Origin of the sequence: Pseudomonas sp. D4002 (assembly GCF_013385665.1) — a bacterium.
In the GTDB taxonomy this organism is placed as follows: domain Bacteria; phylum Pseudomonadota; class Gammaproteobacteria; order Pseudomonadales; family Pseudomonadaceae; genus Aquipseudomonas.
Genome location: NZ_JACAPN010000009.1, coordinates 379 through 18,016, shown reverse-complemented (window position 1 = coordinate 18,016; position 17,638 = coordinate 379). Strand labels below are relative to the sequence as shown.

Sequence of the window (17,638 nt, the reverse complement as noted above, 5' to 3'; positions counted from 1 at the left end):
TGCAAGGCACTGGCCGCTTTTCTCGTTGTCGAAACCGGCACCGGGTGGCGTAGATGTTCCTTCGCCGGAAAAACATCGGTAAGGTAGGGGTCAGAAACCAAGACCCGCGAGGAGTAGTGATGAGCGAGGCGTTGTCCATCCACCATGACCAGGCTGGTCATCAGTTCGAGACCAATGTGGACGGTCATCGTGCCTATCTGACCTATATGGATCTCGGGAAGCAGACCCTGGATATCTATCGCACCTTCGTGCCCAACGCATTGCGCGGCCGTGGCATTGCTGCCGCGCTGACCGAGGAAGCGTTGAAGTTCGCCGAAGAGGCAGGTTATACGGTGATCCCGTCCTGCTCCTACGTTGAGCGCTACATGGAGCGCCACCAGCGCCATGCCGCGAAGCTTTGAGCATTGAGTAGGGCGGTACGCAGAGCATCCCAGGATGCATTCCCACGCAGGGCGGGGGAACGATCAAAAAAAACGCCGGGTTTAGCCCGGCGTTTTTGTGTCCGCAGTCTGTGCTCAGCCGCGCTGGCGCTTGGGCAACACGTCCTTGAGCTTGGCGTGCATGCTGCGCAAGGTGGTCTCGGTGGCAGACCAGTCGATGCACGCATCGGTGATCGACACGCCGTATTGCAGGTCGGCCAGGTCCTTTGGAATCGCTTGGCAGCCCCAGTTCAGGTGGCTTTCGACCATCAGGCCGATGATCGACTGGTTGCCTTCCAGAATCTGGTTGGCCACGTTCTCCATCACCAGCGGTTGCAGGGCCGGGTCCTTGTTGGAGTTGGCGTGGCTGCAATCGACCATGATGTTCGGCTTGATCTTCGCCTTGTTCAGCGCCTGTTCGCACAAGGCCACGCTGACCGAATCATAGTTGGGCTTGCCATTGCCGCCACGCAGTACCACGTGACCGTAGGCGTTGCCCTTGGTGGTGACGATGGACACGCCACCTTCCTGGTTGATGCCCAGGAAGCGGTGCGGGCTGGAGACCGACTGCAGGGCGTTGATCGCCACGGTCAGGCCGCCATCGGTACCGTTCTTGAAACCCACGGCCGAGGACAGGCCGGAAGCCATTTCGCGGTGAGTCTGGGATTCGGTGGTGCGTGCACCAATTGCCGACCAACTGATCAGGTCTTGCAGGTACTGCGGGGAAATCGGGTCCAGGGCTTCGGTTGCCGTCGGCAGGCCCATTTCCGCCAGGTCCAGCAGCAATTGACGACCGATGTGCAGGCCATCCTGGATCTTGAACGAGTCGTCCAGGTACGGGTCGTTGATCAAGCCTTTCCAGCCGACGGTGGTACGCGGCTTCTCGAAATAGACACGCATCACCAGGTACAAGGTGTCGGACACTTCCGCCGCCAGCACCTTCAGGCGCTCGGCGTATTCGTGGGCAGCCTTGAGGTCATGGATCGAGCACGGCCCGATGACCACGAACAGGCGGTGGTCGGTGCCGTCGAGAATCTCACGGATGACTTCGCGGCCCTTGGTGACGGTCTGCAGGGCAGCGTCGCTCAGGGGGATTTCGCGCTTGAGCTGATCGGGCGTGATCAGGGTCTCGTTGGATTCGACGTTAAGGTCGTTGATCGGTAAATCAGCCATCGTGTTACTCGTCAGGGTCACGGGTGCCGGCCGCCAGCGATCCCCGTGCGGCGGAGCACAGCATGATTTAAGTGCAGCGGGGAGCGGAACCTTAGCGCGTTACAAGGCTGCGAGACAATGGGCAACGTCCGCTTTAATCCAGCGCTGGCAGCACAAAAGCCTCATGGGAGAACTCGCCGGCATGGCGCGTGACCCATTCCCGGGCCAGCGCTTCGCTCTGCCCGGGTGTGGGCTCGACGCCTTCGTGGAGGCGGCAGTACCGTTCGATCTGGCACACTTGCTCACCCATCCGCGCACCGAACAAGGCCTGCTCATCGGTAAAGGCAATGTCGACGCGGTAGCCGTTTTCGGCCTTGCGGCACCATGCCACATAGCCCGGATAGCGGGCCGTCTGGCCCAGTGAGGGGATGTGCAACTCGATGGCCGCGCCCTGGCGCCAGGCGCGCGGGCAATTGCATGCGACGCCGCCCAGGCCGATAGTGTGCAGCCGTTGGCGGGAAATGCCGGAAATGGGGCGTTGGGTTATTTCGACAGCGACATCATCAGGGTGAGGAAAGAAACGACCCATGCACACGGACTCCGAGCACCGTCCAGTTGACGGCGGTGGCAGCAGTATAGTGAAAGAGCTGCAACTTACCGACCTGGATATCGACCAGCAATTACTGGGGCTTCCCGGCACGTCCCTGGTGGTGTTTACCGGTGACGGCTGCTCGCGTTGCCGCTTCCTGCACCAGCAACTGCCGGGTTGGGACTTGCCGGTGGACCGGGTGTGCTGGGTGGATGCGGGTCACAATGGCGGGGCAGTGGAGCGCTACGAGATCTTTCACCTGCCGGCGTTGTTTGTGGTGTGTGACGGGAAATTCCATGGAATATTAGCGTCACTGACGCGTCTGACCGCCAGCGACCTGACTCAAGGTGTGCAGCAGGCGCTCAAACGAATACCAGAGGAGTTGCCATGACCGAAGTAACAAAACAGTCGCCACGGATCGGGATCATCGGCACCGGGGCCATTGGTGGCTACTACGGTGTGATGCTCGCGCGCGCCGGCTTCGATGTGCATTTCCTGCTGCGCAGCGAGTACGCGGCGGTCAGCGAGCGCGGCCTGCAACTCAACAGCACGATCCACGGAACCGTGCACCTTCACCCGGTACAGGCTTATGCCCGCGCCGCCGACATGCCGCCGTGCGACTGGCTGCTGGTGGGCACCAAATCGACCGGGAATGTCGAGCTGGCCCCGACCATCGCTCAGGTTGCCGCCCCGGACGCCAGGATAATCCTGTTGCAAAATGGCCTCGACGTAGAGGACAGCCTGCGTGAACACCTGCCGCCGTCGCTGCACCTGCTGGGTGGCTTGTGCTACATCGGCGTGCACCGTTCCGGTCCCGGGATCGTCGAGCATCAGGCGCTGGGCCGGGTCAACTTGGGTTACCACAGTGGCCCCGCGGCCAACGATGACAACGGTCGGCAAGCCATCGTCGAAGAAGGCGCCGCGCTGTTTCACCAGGCCGGTATCGATTCCCAGGCCATGGCCAATGTGCACCAGGCGCGCTGGCATAAACTGGTGTGGAACGTGCCTTACAACGGTCTCTCGGTAGTGTTCGGCACGGGCACCACGGCGATGATGGCGGATGAGTCCAGCCGCGAACTGATCCAGGCGCTGATGGCCGAAGTGGTGCAGGGCGCCCACGCCTGCGGGCATGAGATTCCCGCCAGTTACGCCGGGCAGATGTTCACCATGACCGAGAGCATGGATGACTACTTGCCCAGCATGTATCACGATTACGTGCACAAGCGCCCGCTGGAACTGGCGGCGATCTACGCGCGCCCCTTGGCCGCGGCCAACGCGGCGGGTTGTGAATTGCCACGCATGCAGGCGCTGTATCAGGCCTTGAGTTTTATGGATCGGCATAACCGCTGATTGGGGGGAACACCATGGCGAAGGGATTGGGCGACAAACTGGTGCTGGCGATTTCCTCGCGAGCGCTGTTCGACCTGAGCGAGAGCCACAAGGTCTACCTGGCCCAAGGCGTCGAGGCGTACCGCAAGTACCAGATCGACCACGAGGAAGAAACCCTCGAGCCCGGTGACGCCTTCCCGCTGGTGAAGAAACTCCTGAGCCTCAACGCCAGCCTCGGCCGCGCCCGGGTCGAGGTGGTGCTGGTGTCGCGCAACAGTGCCGACACCGGCTTGCGTGTATTCAATTCGATCCAGCATTACGGGCTCGACATCTCCCGCGCGGCGTTTGTCGGCGGGCGCAGCCCTTATCCTTATCTGGCGGCGTTTGGCTGCCACCTGTTTCTGTCCACCCATGCCGAGGATGTGCGCAGCGCCCTGGATGCCGGGTTTGCCGCAGCGACGATTCTGTCGGGCGGCGCAGGTCGGGCCTCCAGTGCTGAATTGCGGATCGCCTTCGATGGCGACGCGGTGCTGTTTTCCGACGAGTCCGAGCGCGTTTATCAGTCGGGCGGCCTTGAAGCCTTCCAGGCCAGCGAGCGCGAATCCGCCCGCGAGCCGTTGCGCGGCGGCCCATTCAAGGGCTTCCTGGCGGCACTCAACCTGTTGCAGCGCGAGTTCCCCGACGAGTCCTGCCCCATCCGCACTGCGCTGGTGACCGCCCGTTCGGCGCCTTCCCACGAGCGGGTGATTCGCACGCTGCGCGAGTGGGATATCCGTCTCGACGAGTCGCTGTTTCTTGGTGGCCTGGAGAAGTCGGCGTTCCTCGAAGCCTTCGCCGCCGATGTGTTTTTCGATGACCAGGAAGGGCATTGCGAGAAGGCCCGGGAGTTCGTGGCTACCGGCCACGTACCCCATGGCATCAGTAACGAGTTGAAAATTCAGACCGAGGGCTGAGCACTGCCAAAGGCGCTGCTAAGCTGAATCAATCCCCGCCATCCTGGCTGCCCAGGAGGTTCTATGATTCGTTCGATGCTGTACGCCACTGACCTCGGTCTGTATGCCCCCTATGTGATGCAACATGCCCTGGCGCTGGCGCGAACGTTCAAGGCTGATCTGTATGTGATTCACGTGGTCGAGCCCATCGGGCTGTTCGCCGAATCGGTGTTGCAGAGCTACCTTGATGAGAAGGCCTTGAGTGAATGGCAAAGTCAGGGCCTGACGACGGTGATGGCGACCATCGAACAACGGGTGCTCGACAGTTTTCGCGAGGAGCTGGGGGACGGGGAGCAGGACCTCAAGTTGATCCGTTCGGTGCGGGTGATCCAGGGTGATCCTTGTGAAGTGATTCTCGACCAGTCGCAGAAACTCTCTGTGGATTTGTTGATCGTAGGTAGTCACAGCCAGGCGGTCGGGGTGGCAACACCTCTGGGGAGAACCGCCGCACGGGTGCTGCAGCTGTCCCAGGTGCCGGTGTACCTGGTGCCGCTGTTGCAGCGTCGACGCAGTGACGACGTGTGATTGGTAGAAAACGATAAAAAGTTCTAGATTTATCCGTCTAACCTTTAATATAGTTATATACCGTCGCTGATACCCGTGGCGTCTATCCGCTTTGAGGGACACATATGAAGCTTCAACAACTGCGCTACATCTGGGAAGTGGCGCACCACGACCTCAACGTTTCCGCTACTGCTCAAAGCCTTTACACCTCGCAACCCGGTATCAGCAAGCAGATCCGCCTGCTCGAAGATGAGTTGGGCGTTGAAGTGTTCGCACGCAGCGGCAAGCACCTGACCCGTGTCACCCCGGCCGGTGAGCGCATCATCACCACCGCCGGCGAGATCCTGCGCAAGGTCGAAAGCATCAAGCAGATCGCCCAGGAATTCTCCAACGAGAAAAAGGGCACCCTGTCGATCGCCACCACCCACACCCAGGCGCGTTATGCGCTGCCGCCGGTGATCAGCAGCTTTATCAAGCAGTACCCGGACGTGGCCTTGCACATGCACCAGGGCTCGCCGATGCAGATCGCCGAGATGGCCGCCGACGGCACCGTCGATTTCGCGATTGCCACCGAAGCGCTGGAATTGTTCGGCGACCTGGTGATGATGCCGTGCTACCGCTGGAACCGTTGCGTCGTGGTCCCACAAGGTCACCCATTGGCCAAGCTGCCGAAGCTGACCCTGGAAGCCCTGGCTGAATACCCGATCGTGACTTACGTGTTCGGTTTCACCGGCCGTTCGAAACTCGATGAAGCCTTCAGCCATCGTGGCCTGACGCCGAAAGTGGTGTTCACCGCGGCTGATGCCGACGTCATCAAGACTTATGTGCGCCTGGGCCTGGGTGTCGGTATCGTCGCCAAGATGGCGGTCGACACCAAGCTCGACAACGACCTGGTGGTGCTCGATGCCAGCGAGCTGTTCGAGTCCAGCGTGACCAAGATCGGCTTCCGTCGTGGCACCTTCCTGCGTGGTTTCATGTGCGACTTCATTGAAAAATTCGCGCCGCACCTGACGCGCGAAGTGATGGCCAAGGCCATCCAGTGCCACAACAAGCAGGAACTGGAAGAGCTGTTCGACGGCGTAGAACTACCGGTTCACTGATCGGCTTACTTCACCTCGGTAACAGCAAACTGTTGCCGAGCGCCCCCCACCAGAATCTCCACCTCATCCCCTTCGAATTTGCCCAACAGGCTTTTGCCCAAGGGCGAGCGTGGGGTGATGACGGTCACCGGTTGCCCCACCACATCGACCTTCAAGCCTGCGCCGTCCGGCGCCAGGAATAGCCACTGCTGGCGATCGTTTTCATCTGCCAACCCCAGTAATGCGCCCACTTCGATGCCGCGCTGGTCATCGTAGGCCCGCAGTTGCATGTTCTGGCAGAGCGTCAGCGCCTGCCGGATCTCCTCGACGCGTCGGGCCTGGCCGGCTGCCAGGTAAGAAGCCTCCAGGCCCAGGGTGTCGTACTTGTTCTCGGCGATGTTTTCTTCGTGGGTCGCGGTTTCGTACGCGGTTTGCGCAGCGCGCTGGGCGATATCGAGATCGACCGCGAGTTTGTCCAAAACCAACTGGTGAACGGCGTGTTTATTCATGGGCGGCTTTCGTGATCAATCGCAAAATTGCAGGACGTTGGCCCGGCTCTTGTCGTTGGGGGCGTTCTGGTCCTGTTGCAGCCAGAACTGGCATTTGGGGTTGGACAGGTTACGCGGGTTGTTGCGGGCCTGGTCCAGGGTTTGCTGTTGCTCCTGCTTGCGCAGGTTCTCCTGGTACTGCTCGAACATCCGGTTCGGCGGCTCCGGTGCAACCACCTCCGGCTTGCCCAGTTGCTGCACCACTCGGGCCACCGGCGCCACGGTTTGCTCGGGCAGGTAGCGGGAAGCCAGCCACACGCTCAGCACAATGGCGATAAACCCCAGCCACAGGCCGAAGGCCACGGCGATACTGAGCTTGAACAGCGAGAACGAACGATCAGACATGGTGGCCTCCTGGCAGGCACGTGCGGCATGGCGCCGATTGTCCCACAGCCGCGCGCAGAATAATCGCGATCAACCCTTCTGTATCGAGGCATTTATACGGACAATCGAGCCTTTGAGCGTTGGAGCCCGGAATGAAAGCCCGCTGGGATATTTTTTGCAGCGTCGTCGATAACTACGGCGACATCGGCGTGACCTGGCGCCTGGCCCGGCAATTGGTGGCGGAACAAGGGTGTGCGGTGCGCTTGTGGGTCGATGACCTGCGGGCGTTCGAACGCATGTGCCCCGAGATTGATGTGCAGGTGCACCAGCAATGGCAAGAGGGCGTCGACGTGCGCTACTGGCCCTCCGACTGGCCGGCGACCGACGCGGCAGACGTGGTGATCGCTGCGTTCGCCTGTCAATTGCCGCCTGACTACATGGAGGCGATGGCCGCACGCGACCGCACGCCGCTGTGGATGAACCTGGATTACCTGAGCGCCGAAGACTGGGTGGTCGGCTGCCACGGTTTGCCCTCGGTGAAATTCAAGGGCGTGCAAAAGTACTTCTTCTTTCCCGGATTCCGTCCCGGCACCGGCGGTTTATTGCGTGAGGCGGGGCTGCTGGAACAGCGCGATGCCTTCCAGCAAGACGCCGCCGCCCGGCAGCAGTTTCTGCAGGCGCTTGGGGTTTTCCCGGTGGACGGTGCGCGGATGATGTCGTTGTTCGCCTATGAAAACGCCGGGCTGGCCAGTTGGCTCGACGTGCTGGCGGCCGATGGGCGCGCCACTCATCTGCTGGTGCCGGAAGGGCGGATCCTCGGAGATGTGCAGGGCTGGCTGGGGGTCGAGTCATTGGAAGTAGGTGATGTGCACCGGCGCGACGGGTTGACCGTGCAAGTGCTGCCGTTTGTGCGCCAGGAGCAATACGACCGGCTGTTGTGGTGCTGCGACTTCAACGCCGTGCGCGGCGAAGACTCGTTCGTGCGGGCGCAATGGGCCGGGCGGCCACTGTTGTGGCATATCTATCGCCAGGACGAAGACATTCACCTGGACAAGCTCGATGCGTTCCTTGAGCTGTATACCGAAGGTCTGTCTCCGGCTGCGAAAGTCGCGTTGGTCGGCCTTTGGCAGGCCTGGAACGCTGATGGCGATATGGCACTTTGCTGGAAAATGCTGCTGGAACACTGGCCGGAAGTGACCGCGAACGCCGAGAAATGGGCTCTGGAACAAGGCTCGCGGACCGATCTTGCGACGGCGCTGGTACAGTTTTATGTAAATTGGATATGATACGCGACCTTGATTTTTGTAAATCCCATCCAAATTTCGGATATTCGCAATGAAAACTGGTAAAGAACTGAAACCCGGTACAGTGATCCGTCTCGAAAACGACCCTTGGCTGGTTCAGAAAGCTGAGTTCACCAAGTCTGGTCGTAACAGCGCAATCATGAAGACCAAGCTGAAGAACCTGCTGACCGGTTACAAGACCGAGATCGTCTACAGCGCCGATGACAAACTGGACGACGTGATCCTCGACCGCAAAGAAGCGACCCTGTCCTTCATCAGCGGCGACACCTACACGTTCATGGACACCACCGACTACACCATGTACGAGCTGAACGCTGAAGACATCGAAGCCGTTCTGCCGTTCGTGGAAGAAGGCATGGAAGACGTCTGCGAAGCTATCTTCTTCGAAGACCGTCTGGTTTCCGTAGAGCTGCCGACCACTATCGTGCGTAAGGTTGCCTACACCGAAGGTTCCGCTCGCGGCGACACTTCGGGCAAGGTGATGAAGCCTGCCAAGCTGGCTAACGGTACCGAACTGCAAGTAGCCGATTTCATCGAAATCGACGACCTGATCGAGATCGACACCCGTGAAGGTGGTTCGTACAAAGGTCGCGCCAAGAAGTAATTCTTGCGCCACCGGTACGATAAAAAAAGCCCGACCATGAGTCGGGCTTTTTTGTGGGTGCCGGTTTTTACTTCAAGTGTTGCTTCAGTTCCTCGGACGCCTGCAGCAGCGCCGAACGAACCTCCGGTACCTGGCTGACGACATTCAGCAAACCGTAGTCATGGATCATGCCGTTGTAGCGCACGGCGGTCACCGGTACACCGGCTTCATCCAGCTTGCGGGCATAGGCTTCGCCTTCGTCACGCAGCACGTCCGAGCCTGCGGTCTGAATCAACGCAGGTGGCAAACCCTTGAGCTGCGCGGTGCTTGCCCGCAGGGGCGACGCATAGATCTCGGCGCGCTGGTTGGTGTCGGTGGTGTAGTTGTCCCAGAACCACTTCATCATGTTGCGGGTCAGGAAGTGGCCTTCGGCAAACTGGTTGTAGGACCCGGTGTCGAAGTTGGCGTCGGTCACCGGCCACAACAGCAGTTGGAACTTGATTGACGGAGTGCCCCTGTCCTTGGCCATCAGGCTGACCACCGCTGCCATGTTGCCGCCGACGCTGTTGCCGGCGACGGCCAGGCGTTTGCCATCGACGTTGATCTCGCTGCCGTGTTCGGCCACCCACTTGGTTGCCCCGTACGCCTGGTTGATCGCCACAGGGTAGTGCGCTTCAGGTGATGGCGTGTAGTTGACGAACACCGCCGCCGCTCCCGACCCCACCACCAGGTCACGCACCAGGCGCTCGTGGGTCGGGAAATCCCCGAGTACCCAGCCACCGCCGTGGAAGAACATGAACACCGGCAATGTGCCCTTGACCCCGGCCGGACGCACGATGGTCAGGCTCAGCGGCTGGCCATCGACTTGAATGGTCTTCTGGCTCACGTCGGCCTTGGGCAGCGTCAGTTTCACGCCTGACTGTGCACCTGTCAGCACCGCACGGGCTTCCCTGGGCGTCAGTTGCTCCATCGGTTTGCCGGTGCCGGCGTTCAGTACATCGAGAAACGCCTGGGTGTTGTGTTCCACGTCACCGCTGGCCGCAAAGGCATTGGTGATCGAGAAGGCGAGCAGGGTGCCGGTGAGTACTTTGCCAAATGTGTTCATGTTCTTCTCCAAAAAACCGCGTGGGTCAGACGGTTACGTGCAGGCGTACATCGACGTTGCCACGGGTGGCGTTGGAGTAAGGGCAGACCTGGTGCGCAGCGTCGACCAGGCTTTGCGCGTCGTCCTGGGCCAGGCCGGGCAAGCTGACGTGCAGGTCGATGTCCAGGCCGAAACCGCCGGGGATTTGACCGATGCCGACGTGGGCAGTGATCGAAGCGTCATCCGGGATTTTGCGTTTGGTCTGGCTGGCGACGAATTTCAGGGCACCGATGAAGCAGGCGGAGTAACCGGCGGCGAACAGTTGTTCCGGGTTGGTGGCCTGGCCACCCGCGCCGCCCAGTTCTTTTGGCGTGGAGAGTTTTACATCGAGGATGTTGTCGCTGGAAACAGCACGACCATCACGGCCGCCGGTGGCGGTGGCTACTGCGGTGTAGAGAGCTTGCATGGTGATTTCCTCGTCAGTCTTTGCGCTAAATGTTTGCGCGCTAAGTAAGTGGCGAGTTGAATGTATCGCGCTAATAGTTAGTGCGCAAGATATATTTGGAAAATATTTTGCGTGCTTTGATAGCCAGGCATTGCACAAACAAATGTGGGAGCGGGCTTGCTCGCGAATGCGGTGTGACAGTCACTAGATGCATTGACTGATCCACCGCATTCGCGAGCAAGCCCGCTCCCACATTTTTGATGCGTGGTGCCTTTAGAGGGAGACTTGCAGGTTTTTTCGCAGTGCCAGTAAATCGCCCTGCAGCTTGCGCAACTGCTCGATGTCCAGCCCGCTGGCGCCCAGGATGCACTGTGGAATATCCATGGCTTTGTCCCGCAGGGCGCGCCCGGCCTCGGTCAATTCAACCACCACCACGCGCTCGTCTTCGCGGCTGCGGGTGCGGCTGAGCAGGCCTTCGGCTTCCAGGCGCTTGAGCAGCGGCGTCAGGGAGCCGGGATCCGTCAGCAGGCGATTGCTGATTTCGCCTACGGTCAAGCCATCCTCTTCCCACAGCACCATCATGGCCAGGTACTGCGGATAGGTCAGGCCGAGGGCTTGCAGCAGCGGTTTGTAGACCTTGGTCATCAACAACGAGGTGGAATGCAGGGCAAAACACAGTTGGTTGTCGAGCAACAAGGATTCGCAGGTATCGAGGGGCTTGGTCATGGCAGTGCCTTAAAACGTGTCTGGTTTCGAATCTAGCGGGCAAATCTTTAACGCGCCAGACAATTCTGTCCGGCCGGTCAACCCAGGCCGCTTTGCAGTGCCAGGTCCCAGGGCGGCACAGGGCTGAAGCGCGCCTTGAGGTATTCCAGCAACAAGCGGCTGCGGGCGTTGGCGTGTTGCTCTAGGCGTAGCGCATAGATGCCCGCGGTTTCAGGCGTCGGCAGGCCGTTCTCGCAGAACAGCGGGACCAGTTCACCGCGCACCAGGTATTCACTGGCGAGCCAGGTGGGCAGATGCGCAACACCCAGTCCGGCCAGCGCGCCTGAAAGCAGGGCTTCGGCGTTATTGGCGCTCATGCGAATGCGCTGCGGGCGGTAGGTGGATTTGCGCCCATCGAGCTCAAAACGCCAGGCGAACATCGGTGCCAGGCCTTCCCAATCCAGGCCGTCATGCTCGCTTAACTGGCTGGGATGGGTCGGCGTGCCACGGCTTTTCAGGTAGGCCGGGCTTGCGCAAGCGATACGCACGATGCTGGCCAGTGGCGTGGCAATCAGCCGGGTGTCGACGATATGCCCGGCCCGCAGCACCAGGTCGACCTTGCCCAGATGCTCGCCCTGCATGTCGACAAAGCTGTCGATCAAGTGCAGGTGCACGTCCAGTCCCGGATAGACGTTGAGAAAGTCAGCGATGGCAGGCGCCAAATGCCGCCTGCCGAAAGCCGCCGGTGCGTCCACGCGGATCAAGCCTTCAGGCGCATGACTCAGCGACACCGCCTCGGCCCGCGCCAGTTGCAGCTCGCTGACAATCCGCCGGGCGCGCTCGGCAAACGCCAGGCCGGCGGGCGTCGGCACCACCGCATGGGTGCTGCGTTGAAACAGCCGGCTACCCACCGAGCTTTCCAGGCTGTCGATGCGCCGCGCCACGGCCGAGGGCGTGAGCGGGTGACGGCGCGCGGCTGCGGAAAAGCTGCCGGCTTCCAGTACGTCGAGAAACAGGCTCAGTTGATCGGTCAATGTATTGGGGTTCATCAGCGTCTGCTTGTGCGAGATTGGCACAGCCATTGTGCGTTGCTGTGCGTTTCCGCACCAGAGCGGACTGCGTAGCATGCAAAGCCTGGGAACAGCAGGAGCGAGCGGGTGGCAGATTTAGCGTTGTATTTAATGCTGGGCGTAGCGTTGGGCACGGTCGGTGGCTTGTTCGGCATCGGCGGCGGGCTGATTGCCATTCCCGTGCTGGGGGTATTTTTCGGCCTCGACCAGCAGATCGCCCAAGGCACGGCCCTGGTGATGGTGGTGCCGAATGTGATGCTGGCGTTGTGGCGTTATCACCAGCGCAACCGGATTGAATTGCGTCATGCACTGCCGTTGGGCGTGATGGGTTTTTCCTTCGCCTGGCTGGGCTCGATCTGGGCGGTGGGGATCGATGCTGACGTGATGCGGGTGGGTTTTATCGCGTTTCTGCTGGTATTGGCGTCCTACAACCTGCTGCGAATGTTTACCCACAATGCACCGCCGTCAGCGCAGATGCGTTATTCCTGGCCGTGGCTTGGGGTGTTGGGCGCGGCGTCAGGCTCCATGGGTGGCTTGTTCGGGGTGGGCGGTGCAGTGGTTGCCACGCCGGTGCTGACCAGCATCTTCGGCACCAGCCAGGTGGTGGCCCAAGGGCTGTCGCTGGCCCTGGCGCTGCCGAGCACCAGCGTGACCCTGGTGACCTACGCCTGGCACCACGAAGTGGACTGGCTGATCGGCGTGCCTTTGGCCGTCGGCGGTTTGCTCAGTATCAGTTGGGGCGTGAAAGTCGCCCACGCCATGCCTGAGCGCATGTTACGCGGGCTGTTCTGCGGGTTCCTGGCGGTGTGTGCGGTGATGCTGACGTTTAAAGTTTGAAGCCTTCGAGGATGTATTCGGCGAGGCATTCGGTAATCGGCGAGGTGGTGCGCGGGTTGCGCAACAGCCGCAGGTTGACCGACGGCAGCGGCGGAAAACCGTCCGCTGTGCCCAATATGCGCAGGTCTTCGGTCACCAGGCTTTCCATATTGATCGTGACGGCCAGGCCGGCACCCACCACTGCGAGGATCGCGGCCCCGTTGGAGCTGTGATACGCCAGTCGGTACTCCTGCCCCTGGGCGTCCAGCGCGGCGCGTGCCCACTGCGTGCAAAAACTGTCGAGGCCGGAAATGGCCAGGGGCAGGGCGCTGTGCTCATCCATACAGAAGCAGGGCGCCGCCACCCACACCATGCGTTCATGGCGCAGCAGTTCGCCGATTTCATTTCCCGGTTCGCGGCTGATAACGGTCAGGTCGAGGTCCCGGCGCTGCATCAGCACCGGCGACGACTCGCAGTGCATTTCAATCTGGATCAGCGGGTAAGCCTTGGAGAAGCGCTTGAGAATCCCCGGCAAGTAGCGCATCACGTAATCGTCCGGGGTGCCGATGCGCACCAACCCGACCATGTGCGGCTCGCGCAGGGTGTTGAACACCTCGCTGTGCAGCTTCAGGATCCTGCGGGCATAGCCCAATAGCACCTGGCCCTCCGGAGTCAGCCGCACCTGGCGACCATCGCGCTCGAACAACTTGCGCTGCAACACATCTTCTTCCAGGCGTTTCATCTGCATGCTCACCGCCGACTGGGTGCGGTTGACCTGCTCGCCGGCGCGGGTAAAGCCCCCTTGATCAGCGATGGCGACGAAGGTGCGCAGCACCTCGGTGTCGATACTCGGGTAGCTGGACAATTGATCAATCTCCGAGATGTATTGCATAAGAAACATTCGTTGGATTGATCATAGCGCCAGGCACAGACTTCAGTCATCCCCACTGGAGGGCGAGATGATGAAAGGTCAAAGAGGCTTTGTACTGATGGCGAAGCGGCCGTTTTCCGGGCTGCTTCAACTGGGTTCCCGGTGGATGGCCGTGCACCGTGAGCGTCAGCTGTTGATGAGCATGAGCGATGAGGCGCTCAAGGACATCGGGCTCAACCGTGGCGATGTCGAGCAGGAAAGCCGCCGGCATTTTTGGGAAGACCCGCTGCGAAAATGACTCGGGATGCAGTAGGGTGGTTCGCGAGCACACAAGGAGATGCCCATGCCCGCAGAACTGTCCTTTTCCCTCAAGCAGGCGCGACGCCTGGCGCTGGCCGCCCAGGGTTTTTCCGGGCGCCAGCCGCCGGCGTTGATCAAGGCGGCGCAGGTCAATCGCCTGGTTGAGCGTTTGGGCGTGTTGCAGATTGATTCGGTAAATGCGGTGGTGCGTTCGCACTACCTGCCGCTGTTTTCCCGTCTGGGGCATTACTCTCCGTTGATTCTAGAGCAGGCCGCCTGGAGTTCGGGGCGGCGCCGCTCGCTGTTCGAATATTGGGGCCATGAGGCGTCGTTGTTGCCAATGGCGTTGTACCCATTGATGCGCTGGCGCATGGAACGGGCGGCCCGGGGGCAGGGGATCTATCAGCAAATGGCGCGTTTTGGTCGCGAGCAGCAGGCCACCATCGCCCGGGTGCTGGGCATCGTCGAACAACAAGGCGCCCTGGGTGCGGGCAGTTTGTCGACCCGCGAGGAGCGCGCCGGCCCGTGGTGGGACTGGAGCGATGAAAAGCATGCGCTGGAATGGTTGTTCGCCGCCGGCCAGGTGACCGTCGCCGGGCGGCGGGGTTTTGAGCGTTTGTATGACCTGCCGGAGCGTGTGATCCCGGCCGACATTCTCCAGCAAGCCCCGTTGAGCGAGGCAGAGGCGCAACGCGGTTTGCTGCTGCACAGCGCCACGGCGCTGGGGGTGGGCACTGAAAAAGACCTGCGCGACTACTTCCGTCTGGACCCGGCCGACAGCCGTGGGCGCCTGGCGGAGCTGGTCGAGGATGGGCAATTGATCACCTGCGACGTGCAGGGCTGGAAACAGCCGGCCTATTGCCTGCCCGAGCCGAAAGTCCCGCGCAAGGTGCCTGCCAGCGCGTTGTTGTCGCCGTTTGATTCGCTGATCTGGGAGCGCAGCCGTACCGAGCGGTTGTTCGATTTCCGCTATCGGCTGGAGATCTACACGCCCCAGGACAAGCGGGTATATGGCTACTACGTGCTGCCGTTCCTGCACAACGAGCGGATTGCCGCGCGCGTGGATCTGCGGGCGGAGCGGGCGGCCGGACGCCTGGCGGTGCATGCCGTTCACGAGGAAGAGCCGGGGCTGGGCGAGGAGGGCATGCGCGCGCTGGCCCTGAATCTGCGGCAGATGGCCGACTGGCTCGGGCTTGAGCAGATACAGCTCAATTGCCAGCGGGCCAGTGCGGCACGGTTGCGGGTAGAGCTTTTAACGCTTGACCTGTTTTAGCGTCTCGGCGATCAGGAATGCCAATTCCAGCGACTGATCGGCATTCATCCGTGGGTCGCAGTGGGTGTGGTAGCGGTCCGACAACCCGTCTTCGGTAATCGGCCGTGCGCCACCGATGCACTCGGTGACATTCTGCCCGGTCATCTCGATATGAATCCCGCCGGCGTAAGTGCCTTCGGCTTCATGCACCTGGAAGAACTCCTTCACCTCACTGAGAATCTGCGCGAAGTCCCGTGTCTTGTAGCCGCTGCTGGCCTTGATGGTGTTGCCGTGCATCGGGTCGGAACTCCACAGCACCTGCTTGCCCTCGCGCTGTACCGCGCGGATCAGGTTGGGCAGATGGTCGCCGACCTTGTTGGCACCCATGCGCGCAATCAGGTTCAGGCGGCCCGGGTCGTTGTCCGGGTTGAGGATGTCGATCAGGCGGATCAGGTCGTCGGGGTTCATGCTCGGGCCGACCTTGACCCCGATCGGGTTGTTCACCCCGCGCAGGAATTCGACGTGGGCACCGTCAAGTTGGCGGGTGCGATCACCGATCCAGAGCATGTGTGCCGAGCAGTCGTAATAGTCGTTGGTCAGGCTGTCGCGGCGCACGAAGGCTTGTTCGTAGTTGAGCAGCAGCGCTTCGTGGGCGGTGAAGAAACTGGTCTCGCGCAGTTGCGGCGAGCTGTCCATGCCACAGGCACGCATGAAGGCCAGGGTTTCGTCGATGCGGTCGGCCAGTTGGCTGTACTTCTCGGCCAGGGCGGAGTTGGCGATGAAGTCCAGGTTCCACTTGTGCACCTGGTGCAGGTCGGCAAAACCGCCCTGGGCAAACGCCCGCAGCAGGTTCAGGGTGGCGGTGGACTGGTGGTAGGACTGCAGCAGGCGGTCCGGATCGGGCACGCGGCTTTTTTCGTCGAAGCCGATACCGTTGACGATATCGCCGCGGTAGGCGGGCAGGGTGATGCCGTCGATGGTTTCATCGTTGGAAGAGCGCGGCTTGGCGAACTGGCCCGCCATACGCCCGACCTTGACCACCGGGCAGCCGGCAGCGAAGGTCATCACAATCGCCATCTGCAGCAGCACCTTGAAGGTGTCGCGGATTTTTGCCGCCGAGAACTCGGCAAAACTCTCGGCGCAATCGCCGCCTTGCAACAGGAAGGCGCGACCCTGGGTCACCTCGGCAAACTGACGGCGCAACTCACGGGCTTCACCGGCAAACACCAGCGGCGGATAGCTCGCCAGGTTTTGCTCGACCTGCGACAAATGCGCGGCGTCAGGGTACTGGGGTTGTTGCTGGATCGGCAGGGCGCGCCAGCTGTCGGGGCTCCAGGGTTGGCTCATCATGAACTCGAGTGATTTGCGGTCGGGCCGTCATGTTATCAGCAATTAGTACGTGACCTGCTGCCGCCGGTTCGCCCACAATCCCGGCTTTCCCGTTGGCACGCCGTTAGGAGTTGCAATGTCTGAGGAGCGCGTCGAGCGCCTGCTGGCCGAGGTCCATGATGACTTCGGCATGATCCGCGTGCTGGAAGTGGCCGATTACCGCTTTCTCGAGTTTGGCGATGCCATCGAGCAGAGTTGTGTGTTTACTGCTGACCCGAGCTGGTTGGAGTATGACTACACCCGCGCGATGCTGATTGGGGCGTTGTGCCATGAGCAGCCGGAGAGTGCGTTGTTCCTGGGCTTGGGCGCTGGGACGTTGACCCAGGCCTGTCTGAAGTTTTTGCCTTTGGAAGATGTTGAGGCCATCGAACTGCGGCCTGATGTGCCGCGTCTGGCCATTGAGTACTTGGGGCTGGATGATGATCCTCGGCTGTATATCCGCGTTGGGGATGCGTTGGAATTGCTGCCTTCGGCTGAGTCGGCGGACCTGATTTTTGTCGACCTGTATACGGATGTTGGCCCGGGCGTTGGGCATCTGGCTTGGACGTTTTTGGAGAACTGCCAGAAGAAGCTGAACCCGGGGGGGTGGTTGGTGATTAATCAGTGGGCTACGGATGATGGGAAGCCGTTGGGAGCGGCGTTGTTGCGTGGGTTGTATCACCGGCATTATTGGGAGTTGCCGGTGAAGGAGGGGAATGTGATTTTGCTGGTGCCGGCGGATCTGGATCAGGTGCTTGATGTGGCGGCGTTGTCTGCGCGGGCTGAGGCGTTGGCGCCGCGGTTGGGGTATTCGTTGCAGTCGCTGATCAAGGCGATTCGGCCGGCTACGTAGGGTTTTGATTGTGTACATATCCGTTGCTGCGGTAACGGCCGCTTATGGTTC

Annotated in this window: 22 protein-coding genes; 12 read left to right on the top strand and 10 right to left on the bottom strand. The window is 61.1% G+C overall.

Features of this window, described 5'->3' with window-relative positions:
- The first annotated feature begins 119 nt into the window (after positions 1-119).
- On the top strand, positions 120-401 hold the full coding sequence (locus tag HX824_RS02650) for a GNAT family N-acetyltransferase (RefSeq protein WP_003189869.1): 282 nt from the start codon (positions 120-122) through the stop codon (positions 399-401).
- A 114-nt stretch (positions 402-515) separates the two neighbouring features.
- Here HX824_RS02650 and HX824_RS02645 read toward each other — a convergent pair whose 3' ends face one another.
- Both HX824_RS02645 and HX824_RS02640 read right to left on the bottom strand, forming a co-directional pair.
- Positions 516-1,592 carry a 3-deoxy-7-phosphoheptulonate synthase gene (locus HX824_RS02645; RefSeq protein WP_003218719.1) on the bottom strand — a complete coding sequence of 359 codons (1,077 nt, stop codon included), beginning with the start codon at positions 1,590-1,592 and terminating at the stop codon, positions 516-518.
- A gap of 133 nt (positions 1,593-1,725) precedes the next feature.
- Entirely contained in the window at positions 1,726-2,160 is a 435-nt protein-coding gene (locus HX824_RS02640; protein ID WP_003218717.1) for a PilZ domain-containing protein, read from the bottom strand.
- On the opposite strand from HX824_RS02640, the gene HX824_RS02635 reads away from it, so the two are divergent.
- From HX824_RS02635 to cysB, 5 genes are all read left to right on the top strand, one after another.
- Positions 2,159-2,551, top strand: a complete 393-nt coding sequence (locus tag HX824_RS02635; RefSeq protein ID WP_003218715.1) for a hypothetical protein — start codon at positions 2,159-2,161, stop codon at positions 2,549-2,551. The genes HX824_RS02640 and HX824_RS02635 overlap by 2 nt on opposite strands.
- Positions 2,548-3,510, top strand: a complete 963-nt coding sequence (locus HX824_RS02630) for a putative 2-dehydropantoate 2-reductase (protein WP_102368441.1) — start codon at positions 2,548-2,550, stop codon at positions 3,508-3,510. Before HX824_RS02635 ends, HX824_RS02630 begins: the two co-directional genes overlap by 4 nt.
- 14 nt (positions 3,511-3,524) lie before the next feature.
- Positions 3,525-4,442: a 5'-nucleotidase gene (locus HX824_RS02625; RefSeq protein WP_003218711.1), complete on the top strand. Its 918-nt coding sequence runs from the start codon at positions 3,525-3,527 to the stop codon at positions 4,440-4,442.
- Between the two features lie 63 nt (positions 4,443-4,505).
- Positions 4,506-5,006, top strand: coding sequence for a universal stress protein (locus HX824_RS02620; protein WP_003218709.1), 501 nt, complete (start codon positions 4,506-4,508; stop codon positions 5,004-5,006).
- A 104-nt stretch (positions 5,007-5,110) separates the two neighbouring features.
- A complete protein-coding gene (gene cysB / locus HX824_RS02615; RefSeq protein ID WP_003218707.1) occupies positions 5,111-6,085 on the top strand; it encodes an HTH-type transcriptional regulator CysB in 975 nt (324 codons plus the stop codon).
- 5 nt (positions 6,086-6,090) lie between these two features.
- Here cysB and HX824_RS02610 read toward each other — a convergent pair whose 3' ends face one another.
- Positions 6,091-6,573, bottom strand: coding sequence for a GreA/GreB family elongation factor (locus tag HX824_RS02610; protein WP_003218705.1), 483 nt, complete (start codon positions 6,571-6,573; stop codon positions 6,091-6,093).
- Positions 6,574-6,588: 15 nt separating this feature from the next.
- Positions 6,589-6,957, bottom strand: coding sequence for a hypothetical protein (locus tag HX824_RS02605; RefSeq protein WP_003218702.1), 369 nt, complete (start codon positions 6,955-6,957; stop codon positions 6,589-6,591).
- Between the two features lie 131 nt (positions 6,958-7,088).
- Here HX824_RS02605 and earP point away from each other — a divergent pair, with 131 nt between their 5' ends.
- Together earP and HX824_RS02595 are read left to right on the top strand one after the other, a co-directional pair.
- A complete protein-coding gene (earP, locus tag HX824_RS02600; protein WP_003218700.1) occupies positions 7,089-8,222 on the top strand; it encodes an elongation factor P maturation arginine rhamnosyltransferase EarP in 1,134 nt (377 codons plus the stop codon).
- Positions 8,223-8,271: 49 nt separating this feature from the next.
- Positions 8,272-8,844 carry an elongation factor P gene (locus tag HX824_RS02595; RefSeq protein WP_003218698.1) on the top strand — a complete coding sequence of 191 codons (573 nt, stop codon included), beginning with the start codon at positions 8,272-8,274 and terminating at the stop codon, positions 8,842-8,844.
- A gap of 67 nt (positions 8,845-8,911) precedes the next feature.
- Here the strand turns inward: HX824_RS02595 and HX824_RS02590 are convergent, their stop codons facing one another.
- The 4 genes from HX824_RS02590 to HX824_RS02575 form a co-directional block, all read right to left on the bottom strand.
- Positions 8,912-9,928 carry an alpha/beta hydrolase gene (locus HX824_RS02590; protein WP_102368442.1) on the bottom strand — a complete coding sequence of 339 codons (1,017 nt, stop codon included), beginning with the start codon at positions 9,926-9,928 and terminating at the stop codon, positions 8,912-8,914.
- A 25-nt stretch (positions 9,929-9,953) separates the two neighbouring features.
- A complete protein-coding gene (locus HX824_RS02585) occupies positions 9,954-10,373 on the bottom strand; it encodes an organic hydroperoxide resistance protein (RefSeq protein ID WP_003218695.1) in 420 nt (139 codons plus the stop codon).
- A 252-nt stretch (positions 10,374-10,625) separates the two neighbouring features.
- Complete coding sequence (locus HX824_RS02580; RefSeq protein ID WP_003218693.1) at positions 10,626-11,078, bottom strand: MarR family winged helix-turn-helix transcriptional regulator; 453 nt, start codon at positions 11,076-11,078, stop codon at positions 10,626-10,628.
- Between the two features lie 77 nt (positions 11,079-11,155).
- Positions 11,156-12,106, bottom strand: coding sequence for a LysR family transcriptional regulator (locus HX824_RS02575; protein ID WP_008437773.1), 951 nt, complete (start codon positions 12,104-12,106; stop codon positions 11,156-11,158).
- 108 nt (positions 12,107-12,214) lie between these two features.
- On the opposite strand from HX824_RS02575, the gene HX824_RS02570 reads away from it, so the two are divergent.
- Positions 12,215-12,964 (top strand): sulfite exporter TauE/SafE family protein, encoded by a 750-nt coding sequence (locus tag HX824_RS02570; protein WP_087693650.1) that lies wholly within the window; start codon positions 12,215-12,217, stop codon positions 12,962-12,964.
- On the opposite strand, the gene HX824_RS02565 is transcribed toward HX824_RS02570, so the two are convergent.
- Positions 12,954-13,835, bottom strand: coding sequence for a LysR family transcriptional regulator (locus HX824_RS02565; RefSeq protein WP_023659060.1), 882 nt, complete (start codon positions 13,833-13,835; stop codon positions 12,954-12,956). The two genes, HX824_RS02570 and HX824_RS02565, sit on opposite strands and share 11 nt — an antisense overlap.
- Positions 13,836-13,905: 70 nt before the next feature.
- On the opposite strand from HX824_RS02565, the gene HX824_RS02560 reads away from it, so the two are divergent.
- Entirely contained in the window at positions 13,906-14,112 is a 207-nt protein-coding gene (locus HX824_RS02560; protein WP_003218685.1) for a DUF1127 domain-containing protein, read from the top strand.
- A 45-nt stretch (positions 14,113-14,157) separates the two neighbouring features.
- On the top strand, positions 14,158-15,387 hold the full coding sequence (locus HX824_RS02555) for a winged helix-turn-helix domain-containing protein (protein ID WP_177054103.1): 1,230 nt from the start codon (positions 14,158-14,160) through the stop codon (positions 15,385-15,387).
- Here the strand turns inward: HX824_RS02555 and HX824_RS02550 are convergent.
- Complete coding sequence (locus tag HX824_RS02550; protein WP_003218681.1) at positions 15,367-16,713, bottom strand: class II 3-deoxy-7-phosphoheptulonate synthase; 1,347 nt, start codon at positions 16,711-16,713, stop codon at positions 15,367-15,369. The two genes, HX824_RS02555 and HX824_RS02550, sit on opposite strands and share 21 nt — an antisense overlap.
- Positions 16,714-16,831: 118 nt before the next feature.
- Here HX824_RS02550 and HX824_RS02545 point away from each other — a divergent pair, with 118 nt between their 5' ends.
- The gene (locus HX824_RS02545) at positions 16,832-17,587 is read left to right on the top strand and encodes a spermidine synthase (protein WP_134326001.1); all 756 of its coding nucleotides are present in this window, start codon (positions 16,832-16,834) and stop codon (positions 17,585-17,587) included.
- The last annotated feature ends 51 nt before the right edge of the window (positions 17,588-17,638 follow it).